General features: G+C 68.1%; 16 protein-coding genes. 14 read left to right on the forward strand and 2 right to left on the reverse strand.

Features of this window, described 5'->3' with window-relative positions; translation table 11 throughout:
* Positions 1–106 precede the first annotated feature (106 nt).
* The 12 genes from A0W70_RS10285 (at position 107) to A0W70_RS10340 (ending at position 13165) form a co-directional block, all read left to right on the forward strand.
* Positions 107–1045, forward strand: a complete 939-nt coding sequence (locus A0W70_RS10285) for an AAA family ATPase (RefSeq protein ID WP_067562328.1) — start codon at positions 107–109, stop codon at positions 1043–1045.
* Positions 1038–2243, forward strand: a complete 1206-nt coding sequence (locus tag A0W70_RS10290; protein WP_067562331.1) for a vWA domain-containing protein — start codon at positions 1038–1040, stop codon at positions 2241–2243. The genes A0W70_RS10285 and A0W70_RS10290 overlap by 8 nt, the downstream gene beginning before the upstream one ends.
* Positions 2240–2818 carry a nucleotidyltransferase family protein gene (locus tag A0W70_RS10295; protein WP_067562335.1) on the forward strand — a complete coding sequence of 193 codons (579 nt, stop codon included), beginning with the start codon at positions 2240–2242 and terminating at the stop codon, positions 2816–2818. The genes A0W70_RS10290 and A0W70_RS10295 overlap by 4 nt, the downstream gene beginning before the upstream one ends.
* A gap of 31 nt (positions 2819–2849) precedes the next feature.
* A complete protein-coding gene (modA, locus tag A0W70_RS10300; RefSeq protein ID WP_245675858.1) occupies positions 2850–3713 on the forward strand; it encodes a molybdate ABC transporter substrate-binding protein in 864 nt (287 codons plus the stop codon).
* 3 nt (positions 3714–3716) lie between these two features.
* Positions 3717–4394 (forward strand): molybdate ABC transporter permease subunit, encoded by a 678-nt coding sequence (gene modB / locus A0W70_RS10305; RefSeq protein ID WP_075109865.1) that lies wholly within the window; start codon positions 3717–3719, stop codon positions 4392–4394.
* A gap of 3 nt (positions 4395–4397) precedes the next feature.
* Positions 4398–5534 (forward strand): molybdenum ABC transporter ATP-binding protein, encoded by a 1137-nt coding sequence (modC, locus tag A0W70_RS10310; protein WP_070989124.1) that lies wholly within the window; start codon positions 4398–4400, stop codon positions 5532–5534.
* Positions 5535–5748: 214 nt separating this feature from the next.
* Positions 5749–6618 (forward strand): FAD binding domain-containing protein, encoded by an 870-nt coding sequence (locus A0W70_RS10315; protein ID WP_067562338.1) that lies wholly within the window; start codon positions 5749–5751, stop codon positions 6616–6618.
* A 1-nt stretch (position 6619) separates the two neighbouring features.
* Entirely contained in the window at positions 6620–7114 is a 495-nt protein-coding gene (locus A0W70_RS10320) for a (2Fe-2S)-binding protein (RefSeq protein ID WP_067562343.1), read from the forward strand.
* A 39-nt stretch (positions 7115–7153) separates the two neighbouring features.
* The gene (locus A0W70_RS10325; RefSeq protein ID WP_067562346.1) at positions 7154–10261 is read left to right on the forward strand and encodes an aerobic carbon-monoxide dehydrogenase large subunit; all 3108 of its coding nucleotides are present in this window, start codon (positions 7154–7156) and stop codon (positions 10259–10261) included.
* Entirely contained in the window at positions 10261–11139 is an 879-nt protein-coding gene (locus tag A0W70_RS10330; RefSeq protein WP_067562349.1) for an AAA family ATPase, read from the forward strand. Before A0W70_RS10325 ends, A0W70_RS10330 begins: the two co-directional genes overlap by 1 nt.
* Positions 11136–12269 (forward strand): vWA domain-containing protein, encoded by a 1134-nt coding sequence (locus A0W70_RS10335; RefSeq protein WP_067562353.1) that lies wholly within the window; start codon positions 11136–11138, stop codon positions 12267–12269. The genes A0W70_RS10330 and A0W70_RS10335 overlap by 4 nt, the downstream gene beginning before the upstream one ends.
* A gap of 53 nt (positions 12270–12322) precedes the next feature.
* Complete coding sequence (locus A0W70_RS10340) at positions 12323–13165, forward strand: XdhC family protein (protein ID WP_067562357.1); 843 nt, start codon at positions 12323–12325, stop codon at positions 13163–13165.
* A 120-nt stretch (positions 13166–13285) separates the two neighbouring features.
* Here the strand turns inward: A0W70_RS10340 and A0W70_RS10345 are convergent, their stop codons facing one another.
* Positions 13286–14599 carry a HAMP domain-containing histidine kinase gene (locus A0W70_RS10345; RefSeq protein WP_067562361.1) on the reverse strand — a complete coding sequence of 438 codons (1314 nt, stop codon included), beginning with the start codon at positions 14597–14599 and terminating at the stop codon, positions 13286–13288.
* On the reverse strand, positions 14596–15291 hold the full coding sequence (locus tag A0W70_RS10350) for a response regulator (RefSeq protein ID WP_067562364.1): 696 nt from the start codon (positions 15289–15291) through the stop codon (positions 14596–14598). The genes A0W70_RS10345 and A0W70_RS10350 overlap by 4 nt, the downstream gene beginning before the upstream one ends.
* A 222-nt stretch (positions 15292–15513) precedes the next feature.
* On the opposite strand from A0W70_RS10350, the gene dsbD reads away from it, so the two are divergent.
* Together dsbD and A0W70_RS10360 are read left to right on the forward strand one after the other, a co-directional pair.
* Positions 15514–17319: a protein-disulfide reductase DsbD gene (dsbD, locus tag A0W70_RS10355; protein WP_067562367.1), complete on the forward strand. Its 1806-nt coding sequence runs from the start codon at positions 15514–15516 to the stop codon at positions 17317–17319.
* Complete coding sequence (locus tag A0W70_RS10360; protein ID WP_067562370.1) at positions 17319–18131, forward strand: TlpA disulfide reductase family protein; 813 nt, start codon at positions 17319–17321, stop codon at positions 18129–18131. Before dsbD ends, A0W70_RS10360 begins: the two co-directional genes overlap by 1 nt.
* Position 18132: the final 1 nt, after the last annotated feature.

Genomic DNA, 18132 nt, shown 5'->3' on the forward strand with positions numbered 1-18132 from the left:
GCGCCTCTGCGAGAAACGAACTCCGGCGTGTCTGACATCCGCGTTCGCAGGATTGTTGTTAGCCACGCGTTCACCCGATCCGCCACCCTGCTGAAACGGCCATGCCATGAATGATGAAACGGTGCGCACGGAATTGCCCGAGTCCATCGACGCCACGGTCGACCTGCTGAACTCGGGCGCGTACGTCGCCGACCGCCGCCTCGCCACGGCGCTTTTCCTCAGCCTGCGCATGGGGCGACCGCTGTTCCTCGAGGGCGAGGCCGGTGTCGGCAAGACCGAGATCGCCAAGGTCGCCGCGCGCACCCTCGGCCGGCCGCTCGTGCGGCTGCAGTGCTACGAGGGCCTCGATATCACGGCGGCGGTCTACGAGTGGAACTACCAGCGGCAAATGGTCGAGATCCGTCTGGCCGAGGCCAGCGGCGAGGTGGACCGCGAACGCCTCGGCCGGGACATCTTCGATCGCCGCTTCCTGACCAAACGCGCGCTCTTGCAGGCACTGGAGCCGGAGGACGGGGTCGCACCGGTCCTGCTGATCGACGAGCTCGACCGCACCGACGAGCCCTTCGAGGCCTATCTGCTCGAAGTCCTGTCCGACTTCCAGGTGACCATCCCCGAGATCGGCACGATCGTCGCCCGTGAGCCGCCCATCGTGGTGGTCACCTCCAACCGCACGCGCGAGATCCACGACGCGGTCAAACGCCGCTGCCTCTACCACTGGGTGGACTACCCGGACGCCGAGCGCGAGCTGGAGATCCTCCGATTGAAAGCGCCGGACGCACCGGCCGAACTGAGTCGTCAGGTGGTCGCCTTCGTCCAGGAGCTGCGCCAGATGGATCTCTACAAACTGCCAGGCATCGCCGAGACGATCGATTGGACCAACGCGCTGATCGCCGTTGACAGCCTGTCGCTGGATCCCGCCGTCATCAACGACACGCTCGGTGCGCTGCTCAAGTACCAGGACGACATCGCCCGGTTCGACTCGCAGCAGGTCAACGACCTGCTGCAGCGCATCAACGCGGGTGTCGCCGCGAGCAGCAATGCCTGACGACTACACCGGCGCGGGCGGTGGGCGGCTCGCGGAGAATGTCATGCACTTCGCCCGGGTCCTGCGCACCGCCGGGCTGCCGATCGGCCCGGACAAGGTGGTCGATGCCCTGCGCGCCCTCCAGGTCGCCGGCGTGCGCCGGCGGGACGACTTCTACTGGACGCTGCACGCCGTGTTCGTCGACCGGCGCGAGCAGCGCCACCTGTTCGACCAGGCCTTCCAGGTGTTCTGGCGCGATCCCCAGCTGCTCGATCGCATGCTGCAGCTGTTGCTGCCCCAGGCGGGCGGCAACGCACCCGAGCCGGAGCCGCCGCCCGCGCGCCTGGCCGAGGCGCTCGCCGCCGGTCAGGCGCCGCCCGCAGCGGAAGAGGACGAGGAAGACGAGACCGAGGTCGAGGCGAGTCTGACCTGGTCGGCCGAGGAGCGGCTGCAGACCGTGGACTTCGAGTCGATGACGGCGGCGGAGCAGGCCGATGCGCGACGCGCCATCGCGCGCCTGAAGATGCCGGTCAAGCCGCTGGCCACGCGACGGACCCGGCCCGATCCGCGCGGCCGTCAGCCCGACCTGCGGGCCACGATGCGCCAGTCGCTGCGCCAGGGCGGGGCGACGATCGATCTGCGCCACCGTGCGCGGGTCCAGCGCACGCCGCCGCTGGTCGTGCTCTGCGACATCTCGGGGTCGATGGCCCAGTATTCGCGGATGTTCCTCCATTTCCTGCACGCCGTGACCAACGATCGGGATCGCGTCCACGCGTTCGTCTTCGGCACCCGGCTGACGAATATCACTCGCCACCTGCGCGTCCGCGATGTCGATGAGGCCCTTGAACGCACGGGGCGCGTGGTGACCGACTGGGCGGGCGGAACACGCATCGGCGCCTGTCTGCACGAGTTCAACTTCCGCTGGGCCCGGCGGCTGCTCGGCCAGGGCGCCACCGTGCTGCTGGTCACCGACGGCCTTGATCGCGAGGCGGGCGAGGGCGTCGCCGAGGAGATGGCCCGCCTGCAGCGTTCGGCCCGGCGGCTGATCTGGCTCAACCCGCTGCTGCGCTGGTCGGGCTTCGAGGCGAAGGCCGGTGGCGCGCGCGCCATGCTGCCCTGGGTCGACGAATTTCGCCCCGTGCACAACATCCGCAGCCTGGTGGAACTGGCCGATGCCCTGGGCGGGCAGGCGCGCGCGCCCAGGCGGCAGACCGCATGATCACCGGGGTGCTGTTGGCGGCGGGCCGGGGCGACCGTTTCGGCGGCGACAAGCTGAGCGCGCGCCTGCCCGACGGGCGCCCGATCGCCGCGGCGGCCGCCGAGGCGATGGTCGCATCGCTGCCGCGCGTGGTGGCGGTGACGCGGCCGGATGACGAAGCGCTCGCCGCCGTTCTGGAAGGCGCTGGCTGCCATGTCGTGGTCTGCGAGCGGGCGGACGAAGGGATGGGGGCGAGCCTGGCCTGCGGCGTGACCGCCACCCGTGCGGCCACCGGCTGGGTGATCGCGCTGGCCGATATGCCCGCGATCCGGCCCGCGACCATCGCGGCGATCGCGGCCACCTTGGCCGGCGGCGCGCGCCTGGCGGCGCCGACGTACCATGGCCGGCGCGGCCACCCGGTCGGCTTCGCGGGCCATTTCGGCCCCGAACTGGCCGCCCTCGGCGGCGATGAGGGCGCCCGCCATATCCTTGCCGGCCACCAGGCGGATCTCGAGTTCGTCGAGGTCGAGGACCCCGGCATACTGTACGACATCGATACGCCCACAGACCTCGCGCGCTCCGCGGACGATCCGTGACGGTATGCGCGGCGGCGACAGCAGGAACGTGATGACGGTATCAGGCTTCCGGCAGCGGCACGCAATGGATGCGACCGGCTCGCTGTCCGGTGTGATCCCGTCCCGGTCCGGGGGATGTGTCCGGCGAGGACGGCGATGCCCGGCCCTGCTGGCCGTGGCGCTGGTCGCCGTCGCCTGTGCCCGCATCGGCGAGGCGCGGGCCGGGGAGGTGCTGATCGCGGTGGCGACCAACTTCGCCGAAGTGATGCCGCCGCTGGTCGAAGAATTCGAGCGCCGGAGCGGTCACGACCTGCGCTATACGACGGGTTCGACTGGTCAGCTCTATGCCCAGATCAGCAAGCGTGCGCCGTTCGATGCCTTCCTGGCCGCGGATACCGAGCGCCCGGCTCGGCTGGTCGCCGAGAACCTGGCGGTCGCGAACAGCCGCTTCACCTATGCCCGTGGTCAACTCGTGTTGTGGAGCCGTGATCCGGGCCGTATCGGTGCCGACGGGGCTGAGACGCTGCGGGATGCGCCGCCACGGAAACTGGCGATGGCCAATCCCCGCCTCGCCCCCTATGGCGCCGCCGCCCGCGAGACCCTGGAGAATCTCGGTCTGTGGAACGAGATCGAGCCGCGGATCGCCATGGCACAGAACGTGGGCCAGGCCTACGCAATGGTCCACATGCGCGCCGCGGAAATGGGTTTTGTCGCGCGGTCGGCCCTGGTGGCGAAAGACGGAAACCCGCCGGGCAGCCACTGGCTTGTACCCGCGACACTGCATGAGCCGATCCGCCAGGATGCCGTGCTGCTCACCCGGTCCGAGGACAACGCGGCCGCGCGCGCCTTCCTCGACTTCCTTGCCGGTCCGCATGGCCGTAGGATCATCGCCGACCACGGCTATGAGGTGGAGTAGCGCTTGAGCCTGCCCGAACTCGGTCCGCTTTGGCTGTCGCTGCAGCTCGCGGGCGTCACGACACTCATCCTGCTGCTCGGCGGAACGCCACTCGCGTGGTGGCTGGCCCACACCCGCTCGCGTGCCCGGGCGCCGATCGAGGCGGTCACGGCGCTGCCGCTGGTCCTGCCGCCCACCGTGCTCGGCTTCTATCTGCTGCTCGTGCTCAGTCCGGACTCGTTCCTCGGTGGCCTGTGGTTCAGCGTGACCGATTCGGCGCTTACTTTCTCCTTCAGCGGCCTGGTCATCGCCTCGGTCGTCTACTCGCTACCCTTTACCGTGCAACCGCTGCAGGGCGCCTTCGAGGCACTCGGCCGGGGTCCGATGGAGGCGGCCGCCAGCCTGCGCGCGCGGCCGCTGGATGCCTTCTTTACCGTGGCCACGCCGCTGGCGCTGCGGGGCTATATCACCGCGGCCGTGCTGACCTTCGCCCACACCGTCGGCGAGTTCGGCGTGGTCCTGATGGTGGGCGGCAACATCCCCGGCGAGACGCGGGTGATATCGATCGCCATCTACGAGCACGTCGAGACGATCGACTATGCGGCGGCGCACAGCCTGTCGATCATCCTGGTGGTGTTCTCGTTCGTCGTGCTGCTCGGCGTCTATGCCTCGAACCACCGCTTCCCGGTCCGGGCGGGCTGACGCATGACCCGGCTTGCTGTCGACATCCGCCGCGATTTCCCGGATTTCCGCCTGGCCATCGCTCATGACTTCGAGTTGCGCGGCATTACCGCGCTGTTCGGGCCCAGCGGCGGTGGCAAAACGACGCTGCTGCGTGCGATCGCCGGCCACGAGCGCCGCGCGGCGGGTCGTATCGCCCACGACGGCGAGGTCTGGCAGGAAGGCCGGCACTGGACGCCGCCCCATCGCCGCGGTGTCGGCTATGTCGCCCAGAATCCGCAACTCTTTCCCCATCTCAGTGTCGCCGGCAACCTGCGGTACGCCGCGCGCCGCGCCCCGGCCGGCGCCGACGGTACCGGCTTCGACGAAGTGGTCGAGCAACTCGACCTGCAGCCGCTGCTCGCGCGCCGGCCGGACGTCCTCTCCGGTGGCGAGCGCCAGCGCGTCGCCCTGGGCCGCGCGCTGTTGACCCGGCCCCGGCTACTGCTCATGGACGAACCGCTGGCCGGCCTCGATATTCAGCGCAAGACGCGCCTGCTGCCCTACATCGCACGCCTGCCCGCCGCCTTCGGCATCCCGATCATCTATGTCACGCACGCGGTCGATGAAGTGATCCGCCTCGGCGATCGCATGGTGGCCCTGCGGGAAGGCGGGGTATTCGCGGCCGGCGGCGTGACGGAACTGCTGGAGCGCCTCGACCTGGCCGCGGCGACGGGGCGATTCGAGGCGGGCACGGTGCTGAGCGGAGAGGTGGTCAGCCACGACGAGCCCTTCCAGATGACCCGGGTCAGCCTGGGCGAGCAGGTGCTCGACATGCCACGGGCACCGATGGCCGTGGGCACGGAGGTGCGTCTGCGCGTGCGTGCCCGCGACGTGGCGTTGGCGACGGTGCGGCCGACCGGTATCAGCATCCGCAACATCCTGAACGGGCGCATAAGCGAAATCGTTGAAGAGCCGGACACGGCATTCGCCGAAGTCCTCGTCGATCTCGGCGATCAACGCCTGCGCGCACGCTTGACGCGCGCGGCAGTCGCCGACCTTGGACTGGAAGAAGGCGGGGCGGTGTGGGCCCTGATCAAGGCGGTTGCCTTCGACCGGCGCGTGCTGGGCGCCGGGAGTACCGGGGCCGAGACCGAGACCGAGACCGAGACCGAGACCTGAACCAGCCTGGCACACGCGTCGGTCGCGACGCCTTGTGGCAGGCGATGGGGATGTGCGCGGCAAAAGCCTCGTATCGGAACGCACGACCGGTCCGTCGGGTATTGTGGGAAGTTCCTACTGTCGGTCGCGCGCTATTGTGGTACAACATTCCGACCCGCGCCGGCCCCTGGCCGGCGTACGCGCCTGGCGCGCAACAACAAGGAGGGTGATACGCATGATCCCCGGCCGTTTCGAGTATCACGCCGCGACCGACGTCGACGACGCCGTCCGCCTGCTGGCGGAGCACGGCGCCGACGGCAAGCTGCTGGCCGGCGGCCACAGCCTGCTGCCCATGATGAAGCTGCGCTTCGCCGAACCCGCCCACATCATCGACATCAACGGCATCGCCGACCTGCGCGGTATCCGCGAAGAGGGCGACACCCTCGTCATCGGACCGATGACCACCGAGAGCGCCATCATCGATTCCGGGCTCCTCCAGCGGCGCTGCCCGGTGCTGCCGGAAGCCGCCCGCCTGATCGCCGATCCGCAGGTGCGCAATCGCGGCACGATCGGCGGCGACGCCCTCCACGGCGACCCGGGCAACGACCACCCCGCGGTGCTGATGGCCCTGGACGCGGAGTTCGTCATCCACGGGCGCAAGGGCGAGCGCCGCGAGCCGGTCAATGGTTTCTATGTGGGGCCCTATCTCACCGCCCTCGACGACGGCGAACTGGTGACCGCGATCCGCATCCCGACACCGGCCGCCGGCCATGGCTACGCCTACGCCAAGTTCAAACGCAAGACCGGCGATTACGCCACGGCCGCCACCTGCTGCCTGCTGGAAATGGACGGCGACACCTGCCGCCGGGTCCGACTGACGCTGACGAACGTGGGGCCGACCCCGCTGCGCGCGAGCGAAGCGGAGGACTTGCTGACCGGTGCCGAGCCGACGGCCGAGCGCATCGAGCAGGCCGCTCAGGCGGCGATGAGCATCTGCAACCCGGCCGCGGATCTGCGCGGCAGTCCCGAATACAAAACCCACATGGCCGGTGAGATGACCCGCCGGGCCATCCGCACGGCGCTTGAACGTGCCCGGGGAGGCTGAGATGGCGAAGCACGCGATCACGCTCAACATCAACGGCCAGGACATGGACGTGGCCGTCGACAGCCGCGAACTCCTGATTCACACACTGCGCGACCGGCTGCGCCTGACCGGCGCCCACATCGGCTGCGAGACCTCGCACTGCGGCGCCTGCACCGTCGACATCGACGGCGCCTCGGTGAAGTCCTGCACCGTACTGGCCGTCCAGGCCCAGGGCGCGGATATCCGCACGGTCGAGGGCCTGGCCGGTGCCGAAGGCCTGCATCCGATCCAAGAAGGCTTCTTCCAGGAACACGGCCTGCAGTGCGGCTTCTGCACGCCCGGCATGCTGATTCGCGCCTGGCGGCTGCTGCAGGACAACCCGAACCCGAGCGAAGAAGAGATCCGCCAGGGCATGGCCGGCAATCTCTGCCGCTGCACCGGCTACCAGAACATCATCCGGGCCGTGCAGCACGCCAGCGAAAAAATGCAATCCGGGGAGACGGCCGCGGCGGAATAACGCCGGCGGCCGCCCGTCATCGAATCGAGGAGTCGGGTCATGGCAAGTGACGTCGAAGAAGTCGAGAGCACCGAGAGCGCCGAGTCCGAGGCGCGTGCACTGGCCGATCGCCTGGGCGGCGTCGGCTGTCGCCGCAAGCGCACCGAGGACGCGCGCTTCATTCAGGGCAAGGGCAACTATGTCGATGATATCCAGATGCCCGGCATGGTCTACGGCGATTTCGTCCGCAGCCCGCACGCCCACGCCCGCATCAAGTCGATCAACAAGGATAAGGCGCTGGCGATGCCGGGCGTCCACGCCGTCCTGACCGCCGAAGACCTGGAGCCGCTCGGTCTGCACTGGATGCCGACGCTGGCCGGTGACAAGCAGATGGTGCTGGCCGACGGCAAGGTCTGCTTCCAGAACCAGGAAGTGGCCATGGTCATCGCCGACGACCGCTACCTCGCCGCCGACGCCACCGAGCTGGTCGAGGTCGAGTACGAGGAACTGGATCCGGTCGTCGACCCGCACCAGTCGATGGCCGAGGGTGCGCCCGTGATCCGCGACGACCTGGCGGGCGTCGACGAGGGCGCGCACGGCAAGCGCATCCATCACAACCACATCTTCACCTGGGACGTCGGCGATGCCGATGCCACCGACCGGGTGTTCAGCGAGGCCGCGGTCACGGTCAAGCAGGACATGCTCTACCCGCGGGTGCATCCCTGCCCGCTGGAGACCTGCGGCTGCGTCGCCTCGTTCGACAAGGTCAAAGGGGAACTCACCGTCCACCTGACGTCGCAGGCGCCGCATGTCGTGCGCACCGTGTTCTCCACGCTCTCCGGCATCCCCGAGAGCAAGGTCCATATCAACGCGCCCGACATCGGCGGCGGCTTCGGCAACAAGGTCGGCATCTACCCCGGCTACGTCGTCGCCACGGTGGCCTCGATCGTGCTTGGCCGGCCGGTGAAGTGGATCGAGGACCGGATCGAGAACCTGTCGACCACGGCCTTCGCCCGCGACTACCACATGATCGGCGAACTGGCGGCGACCGAGGACGGCAAAATCCTTGGTCTGCGCGCCAATGTACTCGCCGATCACGGCGCCTTCGACTCCTGCGCCGACCCAAGCAAGTGGCCGGCCGGCTTCTTCAACATCTGCACCGGCAGCTACGACATCAAGACGGCCTACGCCCGCGTGGACGGCGTCTATACCAACAAGGCGCCGGGCGGGGTGGCCTACCGCTGCTCGTTCCGCGTGACCGAGGCCTGCTACATCATCGAGCGCATGATCGATGTCCTCGCCGAGCGCCTCGGCATGGACAAGGCCGAGATCCGGCTGAAGAACTTCATCCAGCCGGAGCAGTTCCCGTATCAATCGGCACTGGGCTGGGAGTACGACAGCGGCGATTACCCGCGGGCGCTGAAGCAGGTCATGGACGCCTGCGACTACGACGGCCTGCGCCGGGAACAGAAGGAGAAACGCGAGCGCGGCGAGATCATGGGCATCGGCCTGTGCACCTTCACCGAGATCGTCGGTGCCGGCCCATCGCGCAACTGCGACATCCTCGGTGTCGGCATGTTCGACTCGGCCGAGATCCGCGTCCACCCGACCGGCTCGGTGATCGCGCGCATGGGCACCAAGACCCAGGGCCAGGGCCACGAGACCACCTACGGCCAGATCATCGCGACCGAGCTCGGTCTGCCCTCGGAAAACATCATCATCGAGGAGGGCAATACCGACACCGCGCCCTACGGCCTGGGCACCTACGGCTCGCGCAGCACGCCGGTCGCCGGCGCCGCGACCGCTCAGGCCGCGCGCAAAATTCGCGACAAAGCCCGGAAGATCGCCGCGCACCTGATGGAAGTCAGCGAGGACGACCTCGAGTGGACCGGCGAAGGGTTCCAGGTAAAAGGCGTGCCCGATCAGAGCACCGACATGCCGACCATCGCCTGGGCCGCGTACAACAACGTCCCCGAGGGCATGGAGCCGGGCCTGGAGGCGGTCGACTACTACGATCCGCCGAACATGACGTACCCCTTCGGCGCCTACCTCTGCGTCGTCGATATCGACCGCTACACCGGCGAGACCAGTATCCGCCGGTTCTACGCGCTCGACGACTGCGGCACGCGCATCAACCCGATGGTGATCGAGGGCCAGGTCCATGGCGGCCTGTGCGAGGCCTTCGCCGTCGCCATGGGGCAGGAACTGCCGTTCGACGGCGCCGGCAACATCCAGGGCGCGTCGCTGATGGACTACTTCCTGCCCACCATGGTCGAGACGCCGCGCTGGGAGACCGACCACACGGTCACGCCGTCGCCGCACCATCCGATCGGTGCCAAGGGCGTGGGCGAGTCGTCGCACGTCGGCGGCATCCCGTGCTTCTCCAATGCCATCAACGACGCGCTGAACCAGTTCGGTGTCAGCCACGTCAACATGCCGCACAACGCCTACCGGGTCTGGCAGACGCTGCACGAACTGGAACTCGACCAGCGACCCGAGGCGGCCAACGTCGAGCCGTTCCAGCCCCGGCGCGAGGCCGCGGCCGAGGGCGGCTCGCCGGCATCGGTGCAGTCGCCCGACAAGGCCAGCGGCAAGGGCACCGAGATCACCATCGAGCGCAACTATCCGCTCGACGTGTCGGCCGCGGATGCCTGGGAAGTCCTGCAGGACATCGAGAAGGTCACCGGCTGCATGCCCGGGGCATCGATCGTCGAGCAGACCGGCGACAGCACCTACGTCGGCGAGATGAAGCTCAAGGTCGGTCCGGTCACTTCGGCCTTCCGGGGCGACATCGAAGTCCTGGGCGTCGATCCGGAGCAGAGGGAACTGCGCATGAAGGGCAGCGGCGGCGACTCCAAGGGCAGCTCCAGCGCCAGCATGAGCCTGACCGCACGCATCGAGGACAAGGGCGCCGGCCGCTGCGAGCTCGTCGGCAGTACCCGGATCGAGCTCAAGGGCAAGCTGGCCTCATTCGGTGGCCGCATGCTGGAGAACGTCTCCGACCGCATGCTGCAGCAGTTCGTCGACAGCTTCCGCGACCGGGTAGCCGCCGGTGGCGAGGGCGAGCGGGCCGAAGAGGCCCGGCGCCGGGTCGAGCAGGGGCCGAAGTCGATGAACGCGCTGGCCATGGTGTGGCAGGTGATCAAGAGCCTGTTCGGCCGCAAGTGATGCTGGCACCGGAGGACTACCGGCAGCGGCTGGCCGGGGCGGGCTACGTCGCCGAGCGTTCGCTGGCGGCGACCCTGTCGCTGGCCGATCGCCTCGGCCGGCCGCTGCTGATCGAAGGCGAGGCGGGCGTCGGCAAGACCGACGTGGCCAAGGCCCTGGCCGCCGTCCACGACTGCAGCCTGATCCGGCTGCAGTGCTACGAGGGCCTTGACGCACAGACCGCCGTCTACGAGTGGGACTACCAGCGCCAGCTGCTGGCCATTCGCCTGCTGGAGGCCGAGGGCCACGCCGGCAGCGAGGCCGAGGCGCGCATCTTCTCCGAGCGCTACCTGTTGCGCCGGCCGCTGCTCGAGGCCATCAGCCAGCCCATTGCACCGGTGCTGCTGGTCGACGAGATCGATCGTGCCGACGAGGAGTTCGAGGCCTTCCTGCTCGAGGTCCTGGCCGAGTACCAGATCACCATCCCCGAGATCGGCACGATCGACGCGGTGACCCGGCCGCGGGTGATCCTGACCTCCAACGCCACCCGCGAACTGTCGGACGCGCTGCGCCGACGCTGCCTCTATCACTACCTCGAGTACCCGTCGATGGAGAAGGAACTGGCCATTCTCCAGGCGCGGCTGCCGGACATCGACGCCGAGCTGGCCGGCCAGGTGGTGCGCTTCGTACAGGATCTCCGCCAGGAGGGCCTGCGCAAGGCGCCCGGCATCGCCGAGACCCTGGACTGGGCGGCCGCGGTCAATGGCCTTGGCGTCGAGCGCCTGGACGCCGACCCGGAGGCCCTGCTCGAGACCCTGTCCTGCCTGGTCAAGACCCGGCCCGACCGGGACAACCTCACGCCGGAGCGCGTCACGGCACTGGCGGCGGGGGCGCGGTGAGCCCCGCGCCCGTCACGCGCGGGCTGCTGGACTTCACGCGCACCCTGCGCGCAAGAGGCTGGCCGGTGGGCATCGACGAACAGCACGATGCCCTGCGCCTGGCCGCGGAAGTCAGCGTCGCCGACCGCGAGCGCCTGCGTGACGCCCTGCGGGCGCTGTACTGCGGTACCGGGGCGCAGTGGTCCGAGTTCGACACCGTGTTCGATGACTATTGGTACCCCAAACGCGGCACGCGCACGCGCGCCAGCGGGGCGGGCAGCGGTCTGCAGCCCCAGCCCGGAACGGGGATGGGCGAGAACTTCAGTCCACCGGACAAGCCCGGACACGGCAGCGGCGCCGAGGCCGATCCGGGCGGCGCCCACGAGGGCGCCAGCGCGTCCGAGAGCCTGGCACGGCGCGACTTCCGCCACCTCCACGATCCCGAGGAGCGGCGCACGCTCGATGCCATGCTGGAGCGCATGGCCCGGCACTGGCGCCACCGCCTGCGGCGGCGCTGGCGCGCCCTGCAGAAGGGCCGCCGCCTCGACCTGCGGCGGACCCTGCGACGCAGCCTGCCGCGCGGCGGCGTGCCAATCGACCCGGTGTGGCGGAAACCGCGGCAGCGACCACCGAACCTGATCCTGCTGGTCGATGCCAGCCGCTCGATGAGCCTCTACAGCTATCGCTTCCTGCGCTTCGCGGCGGGCGCGCTGGCGGCGTTCCCGGGTTCCGAGGCCTTCGTCTTCCATACGCGCCTCGTGCGGGTGACGGACGCCCTGCAGGAGCCGTCGGCCGAGCGCGTGCGGGAAAAGCTGGCGCTGCTATCGTCCGGCTTCGAGGGCGGCACACGGATCGGCGACAGCCTGACGACCTTCAATCACCAATACGGGCAGACCGTCCGGCGGCGCACTGTCGTCGTCATCCTGAGTGACGGGCTGGACACGGGCGACACCGCCACGCTGATCGATGCCCTTGGCGAGCTTCGCCGCCGCAGCGGGCGTATCATCTGGCTGAACCCGTTGATGGGCCGGCGCGGCTACGCCCCCGAGGCCAAGGCCATGAAGGCGGCGCTGCCTTTTATCGACCGCCTTGCGCCGGCGCACAACCTCGACAGCCTGCTCGCCCTCGAAACCGATCTGGTGCGGGTTTGAGCACTGTGTGAAGGCACGATGCCTGGATCGCGCCTTCTACGGGAGAACCGATCATGAGCGAGACCGACGACGCCCTGACCGAACTCGAGCGCCTGCGGGCGGCGGGCACGCCCTGCGCGCTGGTCACCGTGGTCCGGGCCATCGCGCCGACCTCCGGTAAGCCCGGCCAGAAGGCCGTGGTCACCGCGGACGGTCGGATCCACGGCTGGATCGGCGGCGGTTGCGCCCAGCCGGCCGTCACCAAAAGCGTCGCTGAGGCCCTGGAGGACGGCGAACCGCGGCTGATCCGCGTCGCCCCGCCGGAGTGCGCCGAGAAGGGGCAACCCGGCGTGGTCGATTTCAATATGGGATGTGCGAGCCGCGGCACGCTCGACCTGTTCATCGAACCGATGCAGCCAAGGCCCGTGGTACGCATCCACGGCAGCGCGCCGAGCGCCCGCCACATCGCCGACCTGGCCGCTCGCGTCGGCTTCGAGGTCCAGGTGCTGGCGCCCGGGACGGAACCGGGCGATTTCCCGAACGTTACGCGTCACGCCGCTCGCTACGACGGAGGGGAAGACTGGCCGGCGCCGAACTGGGCCGTGGTCGCCACCCAGGGGCAGGGCGACCGCAAGGCACTGACCGCGGCGCTGGAGTCCCCAGCCGCCGCTATCGCCTTCATCGCCAGCCGCCGCAAACGCGCTCATCAGGTCGAACACTTCTCCGGCAAGGGCTATGCCGAGGAACGGCTTGCCGCAATCCACGCGCCAGCCGGCGTCGATATCGGTGCAAAAATTCCAGAGGAAATCGCGCTCTCCGTCGTCGCCCAGCTGGTTGAGTGGCGCCGACGCGGTGCAGGTGCTGTGTCCAGCGAGGCTTCACCAGCCGCAACGGATCGTGTTGATCACGGCAATTAGACTGCGTGTCGTACGAGAACCAGTGACTACATTTTGCGGCCGCGTTGCCGGCGACGGCTGAAAACGGCGGGTAGTGGAATGCGAGTTTAGGGTTCAGCGGCTGACTCGGCGCCCGGTTGATCAGCCAGTAACGATCGGAAAACTCAGCCGAACCCGCAGTCCGTGCGGTGTTCGGTTCGTGATATCGATCGCGCCCTCGAAGCGCTCGGCGATCGCGGCTGCAATCGCCAGCCCAAGGCCGCTTCCGCCAGCCACTCCGTTCCGCCAGAATCGCTCGGTGAGGCGGTCGAGGTCTTCAGGTGCGACACCTGGACCGGTGTCATCGACCTCGAAGCGTACTGCGTTGCCAATCTGGCGGGTTTCGAGCATCACCGGCGTCCCGGGTTTCGTATGCCGCAACGCATTGGTCACGGCGTTGCCTACGGCGACGCTGAGTAACTCGACGGGCGCCGCGATCGTTTCCTGCGAAGCATCACCCCGCACTGTCAGGCGAGCCCGATCTTCGCGCGACAATGAGCCGTTGATACGTTCAATGACCTCTGCGGATGTGGCACGCTCGGATGTGGCGGAAAGCCGTTCACTGTCCAGGCGCGCAAGCGTCAACAGCTGATCGATCGTTGCGGCCAGCCGGTCAGTCGATTCCACGGCATGCCCCAGCGCAACGTCCGCCCGCTCGCCCTCGCTGCGGCGAGCGACATCGAGGTTTGTCTTGATGGAGGCGACAGGCGTCCGCAACTCGTGCGCCGCGTCGTCGGTGAAGCGTCGCTCGCGACGCAATGCACTGTCCATGCGCTTTAGCAGGTCATTGAGGGTACGCCCCAGCGGGGTCAGTTCGGCGGGCAGGCGCTGCGTGTCCACGGGGCTCAACGAGTCCGGCTCTCGTGACCCCACGGCGCGCCGAAGTGCCTCCAACGGTGCAAGGCCGCGACGGATACCCCACAGCAGCGCGCCCCCATTGGCGATCAGCGCAATCAGGAAAGGAATAGCCGCAACCAGCAGTACATTTTCGATCAGTTGCCGACGCATATCGACACGGTCGGAAGTCGTAATGACGAGGTCATCCGTGCGGTGCGTGAAGGTACGCCAGCGCGTGCCGTCTTCCGTTTGATATGCGAATCCCGCCGCCGGGGCCGACGCGGATCCATCGCCCGCGTTTGCCGTGTGCGCGATCACGGTACCTTCGAGTGTACTGATGCGGCATGCGATACCCTCGGCGGCCGGCGCGGACAGGACCGGGCCGTCGAGATCGCTCCATGCACTCTCCGGGGTCTGCTCGACGAGCGAGGCGACCATTCGAGCCGATGCCGCGAGGCGCTGGTCGAGGGTCTTGCCGAGTTCGCGATCCAGGTCCCGCGCGAGCCATACGGCCGCGAGCAGCCAAACGATGCACACGCCGGTACCAAGCAGGAGCAGCAGCCGGAGTCGGAGACTCACGCCGAGTCCCGACCATCATCGGACATCGTCTCCGGCGCCGGCCCCAGGCGGTATCCCAGGCCGCGCACCGTTTCGACAATTTCGGGGCCCAGTTTGCGCCGGAGATGGTGCAAGTGAACGTTCAATGCGTTGCTGCTGACGTCATCGCTGAGTCCGTAAAGGCTGTCCTTGAGCCGGTCGGTGCTCACGATCGTGCCTCGGGCGTGGATCAGCGCGTGGAGCAACTCGAATTCCCGCCGGGAGAGGTCGACCGGACGGCCATCCAGGAAAACCGTCCGGCGTTGCGGATCGAGCCGCAGTGATCCATGCGAGAGCACCGCGTCATGCTGGCCGGAGGCGCGACGCAGCAGCGCGTGCAGGCGCGCGACGAGTTCGTCGAGTTCGAACGGTTTGACCAGATAGTCGTCCGCGCCGGCCGTCAGGCCGGCTACGCGATCGTCGAGGGCGTCGCGTGCCGTCAGTATCAGCACTGGCGTGGGGTCGCCGTTCGAACGCATCTCGCGGAGCACGGCCATGCCATCGCCGTCGGGAAGCGACAGGTCGAGAACGGCCACATCGGTGTGCGTTGTGGCCAGTGCGGCCCGGGCCCGACCGACCGTATCGACCTGGTCCACGGTCAGGCCATTGATTTCCAGCCCCGATTGGATGCCGGCGGCCATCCGGGAGTCGTCCTCGATGAGCAGTACGTGCATGACGTAGCCGGGCGGGTCAACGCAGTGAGGGCTGGGGTGTGGATACCGGGATGGCGGGCCGCCCCGGGCGCGAACGATTTCATGATACACGGCAACTCCCCGCCGCTTAAGCGGGATCCGGGGATATGCGGTGCCTGACAAGCGGGAGCCCGCACACCACCGTTAATCCGGTCTTAATCGCGGCGCTCCAGTGTCGCGTGTTCCACCCGCTCCCGTCAGGTAATGATGTTGGTTGCGAAGCGTTGTTGTCGGTCCCTGCTGTTCGTGCTCTTCCTTCTGCCGTCCGCGGTCGCCGGCCAGGACAACTTTCTCGATCCGGCCGAGGCGTTCCAGTTGTCGGTCACGGACGCCCCGGACGGCGAGGTCGAACTGCACTGGGATATCGCGCCCGATTATTACCTGTACCGCCACGCTTTCTCCGTGGAGGGCGAGAAAAGCGCCGTAGCCGATGTAAGTATGCCGAAGGGGCGGACGATCACCGATGAGTATTTCGGGCGCCAGGAGGTCTATTTCGATCAGGTCACGCTGCGGGTGGATCCGGGCGCAGCGGAGCGACTGAGCGTATCCTGGCAAGGGTGCGCGAAGGCCGGGCTGTGCTATCCCCCGCAGGATATCTCGGTCGCCGTCCCAGATGGGGCGGATGGCGATGATGGGGCGAGCGGGACTAGCACAGAGAACGCTTCTGCATCGGGCCTGCAGGAGCTGGGCGAGGACCAGCAGGTGGCCGCGGATCTCGCCAGCCAGGGAGTCCCGTGGATCATGCTGGCCTTCTTCGGGATGGGGCTGCTCCTGACTTTCACGCCCTGCGTGCTGCCAATGCTGCCGATCCTGTCGAGCATTGTCGTGGGCGCCCAGGCCGGCCCACGGCGCGGGTTGGTTTTGTCAGCCGCCTTCATCGGACCGATGGCGCTCACCTATGCCGCGCTCGGCGTCGGGGCCGGCCTGGCCGGAGCCAACCTGCAGGCCGCGTTGCAGGCGCCGCCGGTGTTGATCCCGTTCGCGGTCCTGTTCGTCGTGTTGGCCTTCGCCATGTTCGGCGCATTCGAGCTTCAGTTGCCGCAGCCGGTCCGGTCACGCCTGGATGCCGCGCAGCGGGCGCGAACAGGCGGGTCACTTAGCGGTGCGGCCGCAATGGGGGTCATGTCCGCACTGCTTGTGAGTCCGTGCATGACCGCACCGCTCGCCGGTGCATTGCTCTATCTCGCCGATACCGGGGATGCCATGACCGGCGGTCTCGCGCTGTTGGCCCTCGGCCTGGGCATGGGGACCCCGCTGCTCGTCGTTGGCACGTTTGGCGCCCGAATTCTGCCGAAGCCCGGTGAGTGGATGAACCGGGTCAAGGTCCTGTTCGGATTCATACTACTGGCGATGGCCGTGTGGTTCGTGGCCCGGATCGCGACACCCTGGGTCACGTTGGCCCTCTGGTCCGTCTGGGTGCTCTCGGCTTCGACCGCTTTGTGGGCGGCACGGACGCGGGCCGATCAGGCTGGCCACACCGTCATCGCCAACAGCGTGCGCGTGGCGGCTATGGTTACCGGGATCTGGGGCGCGGCGATGCTGCTGGGCGCCGCGGCGGGTAACGACGATCCCTGGTACCCGCTGGCGGGGCTTTCCACTGCGGGCGCGCCAGTCACCGACGACAATTCGCAGGGATTCATGTCGCGTTTCGAACCGGTCGAGTCTCCCGGGGCGCTTCGCGACCGCATCAACCAGGCGGCGGGCGATGGCCGCTGGACCGTGGTCGATGTCTACGCCGACTGGTGCACGTCGTGCAAGGTGATCGAGGAGGAGGTGTTCGGCGATCCGGCCGTGCAGCAGGAACTGTCCCGCATGCAGTTGCTGCGCCCGGACGTCACGGACAATGACGCGCCGGACCGGCGTCTGCTGTCAGCCCACGACATACTCGGGCCGCCGACTATCATGTTCTTCGGCCCCGGTGGCCGAGAGCGCCGCGGTCAGCGAATCACGGGTGAAATTTCCGCGGAAGCGTTTCTCGATCGGCTCTCTGACGCAAAAGGGGAAGGCTGATGTTGTCTGCAGCGATTGGCCCGCTGGCACTATCCATGAACCAGCTGCTGGCCCTTGTCGGACTGGGCGTCGCGCTCGCGGCCGGCGCGTTCGCCGCGCGCACCCCGGAACAACGCGTGAATCACCTGCTCATGGACGCGGTTCTTGTCGGGCTTGTGGTCGCACGAGTCGTCTTCGTTATCCGCTACTTCCCACAGTATCAGGGCGACTGGGTTGGCGTCGTGGATATCCGCGATGGCGGGTTCATGGTCGTCCCCGGGCTGCTCGCGGCGGGGGTGTTCCTCATGTGGTGGTTCTGGAAGGTCCCGTCGCGCCGGCGGTCGCTCTGCGTGGCATTACTGAGCGGGACTCTCGTATGGGGCACAGCCGCCGGCAGTCTGTCGCTCATCGAGGCGACGAGTCGGCAATTGCCGGATGTGCAGGTCGAAACACTGGAAGGCGCCGCCGCCGGGCTTGATGCCTACCGCGGTGAGCCGATGGTCGTGAACCTCTGGGCGACTTGGTGCCCTCCATGCCGCCGCGAGATGCCGGTCCTCGAGGAGGCCCAGCAACGGCGCGATCAAGTCCAGTTCCTGTTCGTGAATCAGGGTGAGGGAAATCGAACGATACGGAAGTATCTGGAAACGGAGGGGCTGAATCTCGACAACGTCCTGCTCGACCAGCATCGCGCCCTTGGCCAGACCGTCGGTTCGGCCGGGTTGCCGACAACGCTGTTCTATGACGCCGATGGACGTCTGGTCGATGTCCACACAGGCGAACTCTCGCGCGCCAGCCTGCATCGCGCACTCGAGCATTTCGAGGACCCGCAGTAAC

This window comes from Halofilum ochraceum (assembly GCF_001614315.2).
GTDB lineage: Bacteria > Pseudomonadota > Gammaproteobacteria > XJ16 > Halofilaceae > Halofilum > Halofilum ochraceum.

Excerpts from the sequence above, each read along its gene's own strand:
- A0W70_RS10350 (WP_067562364.1), bottom strand. The coding sequence starts at position 15,291 with ATGCACGTACTGCTCATCGAGGACGACTCCCGGATGGCCGCCGGCATC.
- modA (WP_245675858.1), top strand. The coding sequence starts at position 2,850 with ATGACGGTATCAGGCTTCCGGCAGCGGCACGCAATGGATGCGACCGGC.
- dsbD (WP_067562367.1), top strand. The coding sequence starts at position 15,514 with ATGATGTTGGTTGCGAAGCGTTGTTGTCGGTCCCTGCTGTTCGTGCTC.
- A0W70_RS10360 (WP_067562370.1), top strand. The coding sequence starts at position 17,319 with ATGTTGTCTGCAGCGATTGGCCCGCTGGCACTATCCATGAACCAGCTG.
- A0W70_RS10290 (WP_067562331.1), top strand. The coding sequence starts at position 1,038 with ATGCCTGACGACTACACCGGCGCGGGCGGTGGGCGGCTCGCGGAGAAT.
- A0W70_RS10285 (WP_067562328.1), top strand. The coding sequence starts at position 107 with ATGAATGATGAAACGGTGCGCACGGAATTGCCCGAGTCCATCGACGCC.
- A0W70_RS10320 (WP_067562343.1), top strand. The coding sequence starts at position 6,620 with ATGGCGAAGCACGCGATCACGCTCAACATCAACGGCCAGGACATGGAC.
- A0W70_RS10330 (WP_067562349.1), top strand. The coding sequence starts at position 10,261 with ATGCTGGCACCGGAGGACTACCGGCAGCGGCTGGCCGGGGCGGGCTAC.
- modC (WP_070989124.1), top strand. The coding sequence starts at position 4,398 with ATGACCCGGCTTGCTGTCGACATCCGCCGCGATTTCCCGGATTTCCGC.
- A0W70_RS10295 (WP_067562335.1), top strand. The coding sequence starts at position 2,240 with ATGATCACCGGGGTGCTGTTGGCGGCGGGCCGGGGCGACCGTTTCGGC.
- A0W70_RS10340 (WP_067562357.1), top strand. The coding sequence starts at position 12,323 with ATGAGCGAGACCGACGACGCCCTGACCGAACTCGAGCGCCTGCGGGCG.
- A0W70_RS10325 (WP_067562346.1), top strand. The coding sequence starts at position 7,154 with ATGGCAAGTGACGTCGAAGAAGTCGAGAGCACCGAGAGCGCCGAGTCC.
- A0W70_RS10315 (WP_067562338.1), top strand. The coding sequence starts at position 5,749 with ATGATCCCCGGCCGTTTCGAGTATCACGCCGCGACCGACGTCGACGAC.